This window comes from Streptomyces sp. NPDC058864, from assembly GCF_042742985.1.
GTDB lineage: Bacteria > Actinomycetota > Actinomycetes > Streptomycetales > Streptomycetaceae > Actinacidiphila.
Genome location: NZ_JBHYMQ010000020.1, coordinates 1 through 14,174, shown reverse-complemented (window position 1 = coordinate 14,174; position 14,174 = coordinate 1). Strand labels below are relative to the sequence as shown.

General features: G+C 75.2%; 10 protein-coding genes. 4 read left to right on the top strand and 6 right to left on the bottom strand.

Annotated elements, in window-relative coordinates; translation table 11 throughout:
* Positions 1 to 101: 101 nt before the first annotated feature.
* Together ACFW3D_RS17685 and ACFW3D_RS17680 are read right to left on the bottom strand one after the other, a co-directional pair.
* Positions 102 to 2,003: a SpoIIE family protein phosphatase gene (locus ACFW3D_RS17685; protein ID WP_500505063.1), complete on the bottom strand. Its 1,902-nt coding sequence runs from the start codon at positions 2,001 to 2,003 to the stop codon at positions 102 to 104.
* Positions 2,004 to 2,021: 18 nt separating this feature from the next.
* Positions 2,022 to 2,702: a class I SAM-dependent DNA methyltransferase gene (locus ACFW3D_RS17680; RefSeq protein WP_500505062.1), complete on the bottom strand. Its 681-nt coding sequence runs from the start codon at positions 2,700 to 2,702 to the stop codon at positions 2,022 to 2,024.
* Between the two features lie 307 nt (positions 2,703 to 3,009).
* Between ACFW3D_RS17680 and ACFW3D_RS17675 the strand changes: the two genes are divergently transcribed.
* Complete coding sequence (locus tag ACFW3D_RS17675; RefSeq protein ID WP_500505060.1) at positions 3,010 to 5,073, top strand: hypothetical protein; 2,064 nt, start codon at positions 3,010 to 3,012, stop codon at positions 5,071 to 5,073.
* Positions 5,074 to 5,085: 12 nt separating this feature from the next.
* Here ACFW3D_RS17675 and ACFW3D_RS17670 read toward each other — a convergent pair whose 3' ends face one another.
* Positions 5,086 to 6,288, bottom strand: coding sequence for an Ig-like domain-containing protein (locus ACFW3D_RS17670; protein ID WP_500505059.1), 1,203 nt, complete (start codon positions 6,286 to 6,288; stop codon positions 5,086 to 5,088).
* 429 nt (positions 6,289 to 6,717) lie between these two features.
* Between ACFW3D_RS17670 and ACFW3D_RS17665 the strand changes: the two genes are divergently transcribed.
* Positions 6,718 to 9,096 carry a DUF8508 domain-containing protein gene (locus tag ACFW3D_RS17665; RefSeq protein ID WP_500505160.1) on the top strand — a complete coding sequence of 793 codons (2,379 nt, stop codon included), beginning with the start codon at positions 6,718 to 6,720 and terminating at the stop codon, positions 9,094 to 9,096.
* 53 nt (positions 9,097 to 9,149) lie between these two features.
* Here the strand turns inward: ACFW3D_RS17665 and ACFW3D_RS17660 are convergent, their stop codons facing one another.
* Genes ACFW3D_RS17660 through ACFW3D_RS17650 form a run of 3 tightly spaced genes read right to left on the bottom strand, consistent with a single transcriptional unit; the run spans position 9,150 to position 10,986 of the window.
* Complete coding sequence (locus ACFW3D_RS17660) at positions 9,150 to 10,034, bottom strand: helix-turn-helix transcriptional regulator (RefSeq protein WP_500505058.1); 885 nt, start codon at positions 10,032 to 10,034, stop codon at positions 9,150 to 9,152.
* Between the two features lie 59 nt (positions 10,035 to 10,093).
* The gene (locus ACFW3D_RS17655; protein WP_500505057.1) at positions 10,094 to 10,789 is read right to left on the bottom strand and encodes a hypothetical protein; all 696 of its coding nucleotides are present in this window, start codon (positions 10,787 to 10,789) and stop codon (positions 10,094 to 10,096) included.
* Between the two features lie 35 nt (positions 10,790 to 10,824).
* Positions 10,825 to 10,986 (bottom strand): hypothetical protein, encoded by a 162-nt coding sequence (locus ACFW3D_RS17650; protein ID WP_500505056.1) that lies wholly within the window; start codon positions 10,984 to 10,986, stop codon positions 10,825 to 10,827.
* A gap of 193 nt (positions 10,987 to 11,179) precedes the next feature.
* Here ACFW3D_RS17650 and ACFW3D_RS17645 point away from each other — a divergent pair, with 193 nt between their 5' ends.
* Together ACFW3D_RS17645 and ACFW3D_RS17640 are read left to right on the top strand one after the other, a co-directional pair.
* Complete coding sequence (locus tag ACFW3D_RS17645) at positions 11,180 to 11,548, top strand: effector-associated constant component EACC1 (protein ID WP_500505055.1); 369 nt, start codon at positions 11,180 to 11,182, stop codon at positions 11,546 to 11,548.
* Between the two features lie 37 nt (positions 11,549 to 11,585).
* Positions 11,586 to 14,099, top strand: a complete 2,514-nt coding sequence (locus ACFW3D_RS17640) for a caspase, EACC1-associated type (RefSeq protein WP_500505054.1) — start codon at positions 11,586 to 11,588, stop codon at positions 14,097 to 14,099.
* Positions 14,100 to 14,174 lie beyond the last annotated feature (75 nt).

The window sequence follows — 14,174 nt, the reverse complement described above, 5'->3', positions numbered from 1 at the left end:
CGGATGGGCGTGCGGCCGCGGTGGGCGGCCGCGGTGGTCGGTCGCCGGCGCCAATTCATCCTCCCCGCAGCGGCGATGAGGCCGGGCGGCGCGGACGGCCGCTACGCCGGGGTCGCGCCGCGGCGGCGGGCCTCGTCGGGGATGGGGAGTTCGAACCAGACGACCTTGCCCGTCCCCAGGCGGCGGGCGCCCCAGTGGGCGGCGAGGCGGTCGACGACGTACAGGCCGCGGCCGGTCTCGTCCTCCGGCCCGGCGCGGCGCACCCGGGGGACCAGGGGCGAGTCGTCGCCGACCTCGCAGCGCAGCACGTCGGTGCGCAGCAGGCGCAGCGTGATGGGACGGGACGCGAAGCGGACGGCGTTGGTGACCACCTCGCTGACGAGCAGTTCGGTCGTCTCCAGCATCGGGTCGAGGCCCCAGCGGTGCAGGGCGCGCCGGGTGAGGCGGCGGGCGCGGCAGGCGGTCTCCGGCTGCGGGGCGAGGTACCAGTAGGCGACGCTGTGCGTGGGGAAACCGTCGAAGCGGGCGGCCAGCAGCGCGATGTCGTCGTCGCGGGAGCCGCCGGGGCCGAGGTCGCCGAGCGCCTGGTCGCACAGGGCCTCCAGGGGCGGCGGGACGAGGTCGCGGCCGGGGGTCTGGATGCGGGCCAGCAGCTTCTCGACCCCGGTCCAGATGTCGTGCCCGCGGGACTCGACCAGGCCGTCGGTGTAGAGCAGCAGGGTGGCCCCGGAGGGCGCGGGCATCTCGACGGTCTCGAAGTCGACGCCGCCGACCCCGATCGGCGCGCCCGCGGGCACGGGCAGCACCTCGCCCTTGCCGCCGGGGAGCAGGACGACCGGCGGCAGATGGCCGGCGTTGGCGATCAGCAGCCGGTGCGAGATGGGGTCGTAGACCGCGTACAGGCAGGTCGCGATGTGCTCGATGCCCAGCCGCTGGGCCTGTTCGTCGAGGTGGTGCAGGACCTCGTCCGGGGGCAGGTCGAGCCCGGCGAGGGCCTGCACGCTGGTGCGCAGCTGGCCCATGATCGCGGCGGAGGTCATCGAGTGGCCCATCACGTCACCCACGACGAGCGCGACGCGGCTGCCGGGCAGCGGTATGGCGTCGTACCAGTCGCCGCCCACCCGCGCGGTCTCCGAGGCGGGCAGGTAGCGGCTGGCCAGCCTGACCCCGGTGGGCTCGGGGAGGGAGGCGGGGAGCATGGTGCGCTGCAGCGCGTCGGCAACGGACGCCTCGTGGCCGTACATCAGCGCCTTGTGGGCGCCGAGCGCGGTGTGGGTCGCCAGTTGCGAGGCGACCAGCAGGTCGTCGGCGGTGAAGGGGGCCCGCTCGGGACGGCGCAGCAGGGCCAGGGTGCCCATGAGGCGGTTGCGGCCGTGCAGTGGGGCGATGATCAGGCGGCGGCCGGGCGGCAGCGTGCCGGGCGGACCGACCACCGGGCCGAGCAGTTCCCTGGCGGCGGGGGCGATGCCGGGGGCGTCGCCGAAGACCGGGCGGCCCTCCCTCAGCAGCCGGGTGAGCCGGCCGGCGGTGCTGAGCCGCACGCACTCCGAAACCCCCTGCGGGCCCGGGCGGTTGACGCACCGCAACGCGATCTGCGGCGGCTCGGGCGCCGCGGCCTCCGCGTCCGGGGACGGCAGCCCCGGGGGCGGCCGTCCCGGGGGACGCCGCCCCGTGGGGTGCAGGTGCAGGACGACGGCGTCCGCGGTGTCCAGGCCGCCCTCCACCCCCTCCCCGGTCAGCAGCGGGTCGTGCAGATGGACGAAGATCGCGTCGGCGAAGGCGGGGACGGCCGCCGTGTCCAGCTCGCGCAGCGTCTCGTCCAGGTCCATGCCGGCGGCGATGCGCCGGGTCGCCGCGTCGAGGTAGCGGAGCCGGTCGGTCTGCGGCTGGCCGGGCGCGCGGGGCGCGTCGGCGTCGCGGGGCCATGTGGTGTGCCGCTCGGGCGGCCCCGCCCCGCCCCCGGCCGGGCCGGGGTCTTCGCCGGGGGTGCGGTGCCGCGCCACGTCCTGGCCCGTCCCGCCTCAGCCGGTCCGCCGGCAACAGAGGAAGACCTGTTCCTCCGGTGGTACGTCGCTGAAGGCCGGGGCGTAGGTGTACGAGAACTCCTTGACGATCTCGAAGCCGCCCGACTCGATGACGTGCAGCAACTCCTCCCGGAGGTAGCCGGAGACGCGGATGGTGCAGCCGAGGAACGGGATGGAGAAGTCGTCCACGTCGGCCTCCACCATCGACAGGGCGAACAGCCCGCCCGGGAGCAGCAGATGGTGGATGGTGCGGAGGGCGTGCGGGATCTCGGCGCGCGGCAGCATCAGCAGGGAGAAGAAGGCCGCGACGGCGTCGAAGCGGCCGAGCGCGGCCGGGCCGCCGGGGCGCAGGTCGGCGATGTCCAACTGGTGGAAGGTGGCGTCCGGGACATAGGTCCGGGCGAGTTCGAGCATGCCCCCGGACAGGTCGACGCCGACGACGTCGAACGCCGCGTCGCTCAACTGCCGGGCGGTGGGGAGCCCGGTGCCGCAGCCCAGGTCCAGCACACGGGACCCGGGCGGCAGGGTGTCCACGAGCCACAGGCCGGCGGAGAACTGCCCCTCCTTGTGCGGGAAGGCCTCGTCGTAGCGGTCACCGATGGCGTCGAAGGCCTCGGCCTGACCGCTCCGGTCGGGCCGGCCGCTCTCGTAACCGCGCCACACGGTCTTGTCGATCACGAAAAATCCCTTTCGTGCCCACTTCGAATTATCCCACGGGGTCCTTCTGTCGCCTCTTGATGACATGTGTCGCTCTGGCCACGGGGATCGCAGGAGTCCCGGAACGCCAACGGGGTCACATGGGGCATCCGGGCCATCCCTCTCCGTGCACGGGCGGTGCTGCCGTGCCCACCGTTACGGACGGGGCGCGTGCGCCGGGGTGTACCGCGCCCGTATCGTGGGGCCACCGCGAGCACGCCGGCCCGGGGCCGCTCCGCCGCGCGCACGCCGCCGACGCCCACCGCACTTGCCAGGAACCGGACCTCATATGACCGCACCCTCCTTGCACAGCACCGCCGACATCGCCTCCCTCCCCGCGGAGGCGCGCGACGACCTGCGCGCCTACGCCGAGCTCGGCGGCTTCACGCTGACGACCGACACCCACGCCTGGTACGCCGCCGTGGACACCGTCGCCGGCCCCGAGGAGGCGCGCGCCGCCTCCACCGTCCTCGCGGAGCTGCGCGGCCGCGACCTGCCCGCGCTGCGCTCCGCCGCGCGCCGCCTGGAGGAGGCCGAGGCCCTGGGCATCGACGCCCCCCGCACGGTGGCCGAGAGCGGCCGGGCCGTGTCGCTGCTGCTGCGCGTACGCCTGACGCTGCGCACGCTGAACGCCGACGTGTACGACGTGGCCGAGGCCGAGCTGGACGAGTTCGTCGCCGCCACCGCGAACGGCGCCTGGCGCCGGGACCGCGGAGTGAAGGTCACCTGGCTGCGCCGCCGGTCGCTGCGGGGACGCGTCCGCGGGCTGGCCACCGGGAGGCCGCGGCGCGACGCCGTGCACTCCGCCCTGGCCTCCGCGGCCACCGAGCGCACCGACTGGGCCGCCCTCGGCGGCGCCGGCCGGCCGGCCGTCCCCGCGGACGCGGACTTCCTCGACGAGGCCTCCCGCGCCGCCGAGGCCGCCGGCACCGGGCTCACCGAACTGGGGCGCCTCCTGCGGCCCGAGGCCGCGCTGGACGCCCTCCCCTTCGATGAGCTCGCGGAGCTCCTCGACCGCCTTGCCGCGGACGAGGGCACGCTGTACCGGCTGCCCAACCTCAAGGCCACGCGGGACCGTCTGGAGGCACAGGGCCTCGGCGCGGTACTCGCGGAACTGACGGAGCGCCGGGCGGACACGGCCGAGGTCGTCGCGCTGCTGGGCGAGGCGGAGAGCCCGGTCGTCCCCGAACCGCGCGCCACGGCGGAGGCAGAGCCGTCGCCGTCGCCGAAGCCGGAGTCTGCGGTCGAGGGGGAGCGGGTGGCAGAGCCCGAGACCATCGTGGAGCCGGAGGCCGCCGAGGCCGAGCCGGTTGCCGAGGCGGAGGCTCCGGCCGCGGAGCCGGAGCAGCTTTCCGCGGAGGCGGAGCCGGTCGCCGAGGCCGAGGCCCCCGCCGGTGAACCCGACCCCGTCGTCGAGGCGGTCACGGAGCCGGTGGCCGAAGCGCCCGCGGAGGCGGTTGTTCCGGCCGAGCCGGAGCCGGTTGCCGAGGCCGTTTCTGCGGAGGCGGAGCCAGCGGCCGAAGCGCCTGTAGAGGCGGAAGCGCCAGTGGCGGAGGAAGCGCCTGCGGTAGAGGCGGAGCCGGTCGCGGAGGAGGCCGCTGTCGCGGCGTCCGTGCAGGAGCCGGTCGTTGAGGCCGAGGTCGCTCCTCCCGTCGAGGTGGAGCCGGTCGTGGACGAAGCCGCGGCTGAGGTCCTGGTGACGGAGGAGCCCGTCGCGGAGGCGGAGCCGGTCGTCGAGGCGGAGGCCCCCGCCGGTGAACCCGAGCCCGTCGTCGAGGCGGTCACGGAGCCGGTGGCCGAAGCGCCGGCGGCAGCGGTTGTTCCGGCCGAGGTCGCTCCTCCCGTCGAGGCGGAGCCGGTCGTGGTGGCGGAGCCCGTTGCGGACGAAGCCGCGGCTGAGGCACCTGCTGGTGAGCCGGAGCCGGTTGTCGGGGCGGAAGTCCCTGCCGTGGAGCCGGTCGTTGAGGCCGAGGTCGCTCCTCCCGTCGAGGCGGAGCCGGTCGTGGTGGCAGAGCCCGTCGCGGACGAAGCCGTGGCCGAGGTCCCGGTGACGGCGGAGCCCGTCGCGGAGGCGGCGCCCGCGCCCGCCGCCGAGCCCGAGCCCGAGTCCGAGTCCGAGTCTGAGGCGGAGCCGGCGGGGCGGCCGCAGAGGCCGGAGGTGACGCCGGGGAAGGCCGTGACGGCGTACTCGGCGGCGGAACTGACCGCGCTGGTGCGGTGGATCGACGGCGACGGCGAGAAGCGGTCGGACGACGAACTGCTGCGCGCCGCGATGAAGGAGCTGGGCTTCGCCCGGCTGGGCCCGCGCATCAAGGAGGCCCTGGGCGCGGCCGTGGCCGAGGCTCGCGGCTGACGGGGCCGCGCGTCACCCGGCGCGCGGCAGGGGCTTGGCGACGACCCGCACCAGAACGGTGCGGGTCGTCGCGTTCCGGCAGGCGTCCGTGATGGTGGCGGTGAAGGCGTCGGTGCCGGAGAAGTTTTCGCGCGGGGTGTAGGAGAAGAGGCCGTTGGCCTGCTGGACGAGGACCCCCCGCACGGGTTCGCTGTGGGCGGTGACCGTCGTCCCGCTCCCGGTCACGCCCTTGAGGACGTCGCCGGTGGCGTGGCCGTGCGGGCCGGACGTGACGCGGAGCCGCCCCGGTACGAGGACGGGCCGGGCTACGACGTAGACGCGGTGCGCGGCGTGGTCGGCGACGTAGAGCCGGCCGCCCGGGGCGAGGGCGGTGCCCCAGGGGCGGTTGAGGGGGGCGGCCCCGGAGGTGCGGGCGCGCGGGGAGGGGTAGAAGAGGGAGCCGTCCTCCGTGACCGCGAGCCCGTGGACGTCGCCGGAGGTGAGCCGGGCGGCGCCGGGTACCGGGGTGACCCGGCCGTCGTGGTCGATGCGCCGGACGCGGCCGTCGACGACGGCGTAGACGTTGCCGTCCCGGTCGGCGGCGAGGGCGCCGACGGTGGCGCCGGGGAAGTAGCGGACCGGGGTCTTGTCGGCCTTGCCACCCTTGCCGCCCTTGCCTCCCTTGCCGCCGGGCGGGATCCGCCGCAGTCCGCCGTCCGGGCCGCCCGAGACGTACACGGAGCGGTCACCGCCGACGGCGACGGCGTCGTGCCGGCCGGCCTCGGTGAGCAGCGTGGTGCTGCCGTGGCCGTCTGCGCGCACGGAGACGGCCTTGCCCTCGCCGGAGACGTAGACCGTGCCGTCCCGGCCGACCGCGAGGCCGTACGGGGCGAAGTCGGTGGTCGCGAACGTCGTGATGACGGGCGCGGCGCCGGCCGCGCCCGCGGTGACGCGGCGGACGGCGCGGTTGGCGGAGTCGGCGATGTAGAGGCGGCCCGCGGCGTCCGTGGCGAGCCCGGCCGGGTCGTGCAGGGTGGCCGCGGTGGCGGCGGCACCGTCGCCACCGCGGCCGGGCGTGCCGGTGCCGGCGTAGGCGACCGGGGCGCATCCGGCTCCGGGGGCCGCCGGGGCGGCGCTGGCGGGGGCCGGGGTGAGCAGGACTGCGACGACCGCCGGCAGGGCGGCGGCGAGGGCTGACCGCCGGCGGCGGCCGGGCCGTCCGAGGGATGGGCGCACGTCGGGCTCCGCGGGGGTGAGATGGGCTTGAGGTGGGGCGAGCGCTACTGACGGGACGTCACCAATGTGGCAACCCCGGCCGGTCCCGGCGCGCCGGGTGACCCATCGGGGGGTCGCCCGAACGGTGGCGCGGCCCGCGCCGCGCGGGGCGGGGGCACCTCCTGGCGCGCCCCCGGTCGAAGGCCGGCGGAGGGAGTCCGACGACAGGGGCCGGGGGTCCGCCGGCGGCTCCGGTGTCGCGGTTGCGCCACGGCGAACTCGCAGAATTAACCTCATTGCCCTTGTCACGCCTCTTTCTACGCGCGTAACTTGAGCCGGTCCGCCGTGCGCTGCCCGTGTTTGACGGGCTGTTGGACCCCGATAGGAGAAATCCTCGTGCCGAACGCCAGACCGAGCCGACACCGCAGCCGCGTCGCGGCGCTCGCGCTCATATCGACCGGAATCGCCGCGTCCGTCGTCCTGACCGGGCTGCCCGCCGCCCATGCGACCCCCTCCGGCGAGGCGGTCGTCGCCGAGGTCTACGGCGGCGGCGGCAACTCCGGTGCGACGCTGACCAACGACTTCGTGGAACTCGCGAACGCCGGCTCGGCCGCGTACGACCTGGCCGGCTACAGCGTGCAGTACCTGCCCGGCACCCCGTCCGCGTCCTCCAAGTGGCAGGCGACCGCGCTGACCGGTGCGATCGCCCCCGGCGGCCGCTACCTCGTGTCGGAGTCCGCCGGCACCGGCGGTACGACGCCCCTGCCGGCCGCCGACGCCAGCGGCTCGATCGCGATGAGCGGCACCAGCGGCACCATCGCCCTCGTCAACGGCACCACCCCGCTGACCTGCATCACCGCCGCCGACTGCACCGCCGATCCGCGCGTGGTCGACCTCGTCGGCTTCGGCACCGCGGTCGTGCGCGAGGGCAGCGGCCCCGCGACCGGCGCGAGCAACACCGCCTCCGTCGCCCGCGGCGCGTCCCTGGCCGACACCGACGACAACGCCGCCGACCTCACCGCCGGCGCGCCGACCCCGGTCAATGCCGCCGGGCAGACCCCGGGCGGCGGCACCACGGACCCGACGCCCGACCCCGAGCCGACCGAGCCCGGCACCACCCGGATCCACGACATCCAGGGCACCACCCGGGTCTCCCCGCTCAAGGGCCAGACCGTCACCCGGGTCCCCGGCATCGTCACCGGCGTCCGCACCACCGGTTCCAAGGGCTACTGGATCCAGGATCCGGAGGCCGACGCCGACGCCCGCACCAGCGAGGGCGTGTTCGTCTACACCGGCTCCGTCACGCCCACCGTCGCCGTCGGCGACAAGGTGCTGGTGACCGGCAAGGTCTCCGAGTACTACCCGGGCACCGGCAGCCAGTCGGTGACCGAGGTCACCGCCCCGACCACCGCCGTGCTCTCGGCCGGCAACGCCCTGCCCGCCCCCGCCACGCTGGACGCGTCCACCGTCCCGGCCGCGTACGCGCCCGACGCCGGCGGTGGCAGCATCGAGGGCCTGCCGCTCGACCCGGCCCGCTACGCCCTGGACTTCTACGAGGCCCACGAGGGCGAGCTGGCCCGGTTCACCGACGCCCGGGTCGTCGGCGGCACCACCCAGTACCACGAGGTCTGGGTGACGGTGAAGCCGGACGAGAACCCCACCCGCCGCGGCGGCACGGTGTACGGCTCGTACGACGGGCCCAACACCGGTCGCATCAAGGTCATGTCGATCGGCGCGGGCACCGACGTCCCGACCGCCGACGTCGGCGACGAGCTGACCGGCACCACCACCGGCCCGATCGACTACGACGGCTTCGGCGGCTACACCCTCCAGGCCACGCAGCTGGGTTCGCTGACCGACAACGGCCTCAAGCGCGAGGTGACCCGCAAGCAGAAGGGCGGTGAGCTCGCGGTCGCCACGTACAACGTGGAGAACCTCGACCCCAGCGACCCCGCCGACAAGTTCGCGCGGCTCGCCGACGGCGTCGTCACCAACCTCTCCTCGCCCGACATCGTGGCGCTGGAGGAGATCCAGGACAACAACGGCGCCACCGACGACGGTACGGTCGCGGCCGACCAGACCCTGCAGAAGTTCACCGACGCGATCGTCGCGGCCGGAGGCCCCCGCTACAGCTGGCGTGCGGTCGATCCCACGAACGACACCGACGGCGGTGAGCCCGGCGGCAACATCCGCCAGGTCTTCCTCTTCAACCCGCACCGCGTGCAGTTCACCGACCGCGCCGGCGGCGACGCCACCACAGCGGTCAAGGCCGTCAAGACCCGCAAGGGCGCGGAACTCTCGGTCTCGCCGGGCCGGATCAACCCAGGCAGCGAGGCGTGGAACGCCAGCCGCAAGCCGCTGGTCGGCGAGTTCCGCTTCCACGGCAAGCCGGTCTTCGTCATCGCCAACCACTTCAACTCCAAGGGCGGCGACCAGCCGCTGCACAGCGTCAACCAGCAGCCGGTGCGCAGCTCCGAGACCCAGCGGAAGCTGCAGGCCACCGAGGTCAACACCTTCGTGAAGTCGCTGCTCGCGGCCGACCGGCAGGCCAACGTCGTGGTCCTCGGCGACCTCAACGACTACGAGTTCTCCGGCACGGTGTCCACGCTCACCTCGGGCGGTGTGCTGAAGGACCTGCTGACCACGCTGCCCAAGTCCGAGCGCTACACCTACGTCTACGAGGGCAACTCGCAGTCGCTGGACCACATCCTGCTCAGCCCGGCACTGGACCGCTTCGACTACGACGTGGTGCACATCAACGCGGAGTTCGCCGACCAGGCGAGCGACCACGACCCGCAGATCGTCCGCATCAAGCCGGACGGCTGCTGACGCATCCCCGCCGAGGGCGGCACCGGCGCGACGCCGGTGCCGCCCTCGCGGCGTCACCTGGGGTCGGGCTCCGGGTCGGGGAACCCGCCGGCGGGTGTGTCGGATACGGTCCACGCGGCCAGCAGCTGCAGGGCCGCCTCGGAGGTGGAGCCGGGCTCGGCGGTGTGGATGCACACCAGCTGGTCGCCGTCGCCGGGGAAAAGCACGTACTCGTACGACAGGGCGAGGTCGCCGACGACGGGGTGGTGGTAGAGCTTCACGCCGTGCGACTTCTGCCGCACGTTGCGGTCGGCCCACCAGGCGCGGAACTCGGCGCTCTTGATGGTCAGCTCGCCGACCAGCTCCGTCAGCCCCGGGTCGTCGGGGTGGCGTGCCGCGTCCAGCCGCAGGGCGGCGACCGTCTCGGCGGCGTGCTTGTCCCACTCCCGGTGCAGGTCGCGGGCCGCGTCGTCGAGGAACATGAAGCGGGCGAGGTTGCGATCGCGGTGCGGCAGCGCGTCGAAGTCGGTGAGCAGCGTGCGGGCCAGCCGGTTCGCGGCCAGCACGTCCGTACGGCGGCCGACGACGAACACGGGGGTGCGGTCGCCCAGCAGGTCCAGCACGCGGTAGACCTCCGGGCGCACCCGTTGCGGCCGCTGCGGCCTGCGGCGGGGCGGGGTACGGTGCCGCGCCAGCTGGAAGAGGCAGGCGCGTTCCGCCGCGTCCAGTCGCAGGGCGCGGGCGACGGCGTCGAGCACCGCCTCGGAGACATTCAGGTGCCTGCCCTGCTCCAAACGGGTGTAGTAATCGGTGCTCACCCCGGCCAGCCGCGCCAGCTCCTCCCGCCGCAACCCCGGCACACGGCGCGGCGCACCGCTGACGGTGATACCGGCGTCCTGCGGGCTCAACCGGTTCCTGCGGGCCCGCAGGAAGTCCCTGAGCTCGGCGTTGTGCTCCATGTGTTCCAGTATGGGCGGCCGATCATGAGGCGGCCCGGCACGGCCGGACGGGCCGGCGGCTACCCGGACGGAGGCCTGTCGTAGAGGCGGTCCGGCCGCTCCGGCCGCTCCTGGAAAAGGTCCGGCGTCTCCCTGAGCCGGTCCGCCTCCGCCGGCGGTTCCTCGCGCAGCCGTTCCTCGCGCAGCGGCTCCTCGTACGGTTGCCTCTCGTGCGACCGCCGCTCGCCCGGCGGCTCGGCGGCGCCCGGTGCGGGCGGCTCCCCTGTCACGTTCACCCAGGGTCCGGCCAGGCGCGCGAACTCGGCCGGCCGCAGCACCCGCAGTCCGGCCGCGCAGCGGCGGCAGGCCGCCGTCAGCGCCCGCCAGCCCGGCGGCCCGGTGCCGTCGCGTACGAAGACCCGGGCGGCCCGCCCGCAGCGACAGGCGCCCATGCGCACGGTGCGCACCCGCTGCCGGGCGTAGCGCGTCCCGCGCTCGTACCGGGTGTACGCGCCCAGCACGCTCACCTGGAGCACCACCGCGTCCCGGCAGTCGGTCGCGCAGGTCAGGGCCTGTGCCTCGGCGGCCGTGTGCAGGCAGTAGAAGCCGCAGTCGCAGCCCCGCGCCGGGCTGCGGTGCCGCCGCCCGTGGCCGCACACGGCGTCGTCGAGGGCGTCGTACACGATCCGCCCGCCCAGCGACACGCCCCGGAAGCCCACCCGGGCGCCGTCGCGCGCCAGCAGCGGGAAGGCCAGCTTGTACCCCGTGGGGGGCACCGCCGGCCGTTCCTCGGGCAACCGGCGGGCGAACCTCACCGTGCCGCGGCCTCGGCGGGCTCCGCCGCGGGTGCCCCGTCGGTGTCCGGGGTCCGGCCGGCGGGGACCTCCTCCTCGTCCACGAACCGCTCCCGGCCCGTGAAGTCCTCGTCCGTCTCCTGCGCGTATCCGTTCGCCAGTGCCCTGCCCAGCTTCATCGCGGCCTCCAAGATCGGGCGAAACGCCCGTACGAGGGGTACTCGGGCATCATGGCGCACCCGGCCGCCGCCGGGGTAGGGCGCCTCGGGCGCGCCCGGACCGCCGCGACTTCCTGTCCGCTACACACAACTCCGTGCACGAGCAGTGTGAATGACGGGACGTCAGCGTAGGCTGGGAGTGAGGGGAGGCGTCATGGACACGTATGTGACCATCGAGCTGGAGGGCGGCAAGGACGCGGCGGAGGACCTGCGCAGACTGGAGGTCTGGCTGCGGGCCGACGAGGAACTGGCGCCGCTGGTCGTGCGGAGGGAGCGGCCCGCCGGCGAGAGCATGGGCGTCGCCTACGACCTGCTGCTGATGATCCTCCAGGAGACCCTTCAGGCGACCGCCCTCACGCTGCTCCGCGCCCTGCGCAACCACCTGCGCAACCAGCCCGGCGACTCGCTCAGCGTCACCGTCCGCGCCGGGGACGTGGAGTGCGTCCTCACCGGCCGGGACGCCCTGACCCGCGGCGAGCTGGAGGCCATGGCGGCCCGCATCCGCCAGACGCTGGAGAACTAGATCCGGAGGAAGACGGCCCTGGGGAGGTCCGGCGGGCATGCCGTACGAACCGTTCGCGTCCCGGTCGCGGGCGGTCCTGATCGGGGTGTCCCAGTACGAGCACGCCCGTGACTTCTCCAACATCCCCTCCGCACGGGCCAACGTGGCGCGGCTGCGCGCCGCGCTCGTCTCCGGCGGACTCGGCAGGTTCATCCCGCGCACCGTGGAGACCCTCACCGAGCCGCGCACCCGCGACCGCGCGCTGCGGCTGATCGGCACCGCCGCCGCCCAGGCCCAGGACCTGCTGCTGGTCCACTTCACCGGGCACGGCTACGTCGACCTGGGCACCGGGGAGCCCGAGCTCTACCTGATGACCCGGGAGTCCACCAAGGAAGGCGCCCGCCTCGACGGCATCCCGTACCGCGACCTGCTGAGGCTGCTCGCCTCCTCGCGCGCCGAACGCGTCGTCCTCGTGCTGGACTGCTGCTACTCCGGCAACGCCGGCCTGGTGCCGCTGCCCGAGCGGCCGTTCTCCCTGATCACCTCCTCGGCGGTCGGCTCGCGCATCCACAAGGGCGACGGCATCGACCCGACGCCCTTCACCGGCGCCCTGGTCCGGGTGCTGACCGAGGGCACCGACCCGTACGACCCGGTCACCGTGCAGCGCCTCGGGGTCCGGCTGCACGAACTGGCCGACGAGTACGCCGCCACGCTCGACGAGCGCGCGGACTACGACCCCTGGTTCCCGACCGAGCGCTCCAGCAACAGCGCGGGCGACACCGTCCTGTCCCAGGCCCGGCGGACCCCGCGCCCCGCCCGTGGGGTCCGCCGGCTGGCGCCGCTGCGCCGGCTCGCCCAGTACGCCGGTTTCACCTGGACGTGGACGGCGGGCCCCCATCAGCCGTTGTGGCACCGGGCCGTCGGCCTCGGCACCGCCCTGGCCCTGCTCGCGGGCGGTGTCACCGGCTGGACGTGGGCGCACCGTCCGGCACCGCTGTGTCCCGCCCCGCTCGAACTGCGGGTGCTCACCTCGCCGGAGACGCGCGCGGCGCTCACCTCCGTGCTCGACGCCTTCCAGGACAGCCAGGCCGAGGGCACCACCGCCTCGCTCGGCGGCCGGCCCGAGGGCTGCGGCCAGATCAACACCACCGTCTACGCGGCGCCGGCCGACCGCACCATCGCCGCCTTCCGCGCCTCCGCCGCCTGGGCCGAGCCGGAACGCGCCTGCGAGGACGGCGGGGGCGCCGAGGATGCCGGGAATGCCGGGGATGCCGGGGACTGCGCGACGCCGCTACGGGACGTCGGGCCGCACCCGGACGTGTGGATACCGGCGGCCGGCACCGCGCTCACCCAGGTCCTGGCCGAGACCCGGCGCCCGGAGAGCGTCGTCGCCCTCGGCCGTCCGGACACCCTCGCGCACTCCCCGGCCGTCGTCGCCGCGACCACCTCGCTGGAGGGCGTCGGCCGCACCGGCAGCACCGCCCAGCAACTCGTCGACGCCGCCCACGCGCAGGACGTGGTCGTCCGCAGCGCGGAACCGCACTCCTCGGACGCCGCCCTGGACCAGCTGCTGCATCTGACACCGGGCACCCGGATCACCACCGACGCCGTGCCCCCGGCGGACGACCGGGCCCTGGCCTGCTCGGTCCGCACCTGGCTGGTCGAGCGGCGAGGCACCCAACAGGCCCTGCTCACCGCCGAGTCCACCCTGGCCGCCCTCGTCACTCCCGCCCTGGAGTCTCATCCGCCCTGCCTGGGCGACCAGTCGGACCCCTACACCGCCTACTACCCCTCCGACGTGCCGCCCCTCGACCTCACCCTCGTACCGGTGACCTGGGAGACCGGCCGGGCCGACCGCGCCGACCGCGCCGAGGCCGTGCACCGCCTCGCCGCATGGCTCGGCTCCCGCCCGGGACAGCGGGCGCTGGCGGCGCAGGGCTTCCGTACGGACGTCAGCGGGACGGCGGAGGCCGGCGACACCCCGCTGGACAGCGCGATCTTCGTCGCCGACCCCCCGGCCGGCGGCCGGCCGCCCACCCGCAAGGACATCGAGGCCGCGCTGCGGGACCACGGCGAGGCCGCCGGCACCCGGCGCGACGTCCTCTTCGCCGTCGACGTCTCCAGCTCCTCCTACTCCGGCGCCAACGTCTCCGTCGTGCGTTCCGTCCTGGCCCGCGCCTCCGGCTACCGGTACGGCATCGCCGCGGTACCCGGCCGCACCCTCCTGCCGCTGGGACCGAACGACGCCGCCGCGCGGGACGCCGCGATCCGGGCACTGGCACCGGTCGAGCGGGACGCCCCCGTGGCCGCCGCCCTGCGCCGGTGGTCCCGCTCCCTCGCGGACTCCCCCGGGACCCTGATCGTCCTCATCACCGACGACGAGGACAGCGCCCGCGAGGAGCCGCCCGCCGTGGACGTCCCCGTGCTGGTGGTCTCGCTGGAGAGCTACGGCTGCTCGCTGCGCTTCAACAAGGCCGTGACGGAGGCCGGCGGCGCCTGTCTGGCCGCCACGCAGGACCTGCCGAACCGGGTCGCCGAGACCATCACCCGCCTCACCTCGGGAGGGTCATGACCGCCACGGCCCCCCGCGGCGCGGCCGGACCCCCGCGGCCCGCGCGCCGCCCCGCCGGCCCCGCCGGCCCCGGCC

Excerpts from the sequence above, each read along its gene's own strand:
- ACFW3D_RS17675 (WP_500505060.1), top strand. The coding sequence starts at position 3,010 with ATGACCGCACCCTCCTTGCACAGCACCGCCGACATCGCCTCCCTCCCC.
- ACFW3D_RS17660 (WP_500505058.1), bottom strand. The coding sequence starts at position 10,034 with ATGGAGCACAACGCCGAGCTCAGGGACTTCCTGCGGGCCCGCAGGAAC.
- ACFW3D_RS17650 (WP_500505056.1), bottom strand. The coding sequence starts at position 10,986 with ATGAAGCTGGGCAGGGCACTGGCGAACGGATACGCGCAGGAGACGGAC.
- ACFW3D_RS17645 (WP_500505055.1), top strand. The coding sequence starts at position 11,180 with ATGGACACGTATGTGACCATCGAGCTGGAGGGCGGCAAGGACGCGGCG.
- ACFW3D_RS17640 (WP_500505054.1), top strand. The coding sequence starts at position 11,586 with ATGCCGTACGAACCGTTCGCGTCCCGGTCGCGGGCGGTCCTGATCGGG.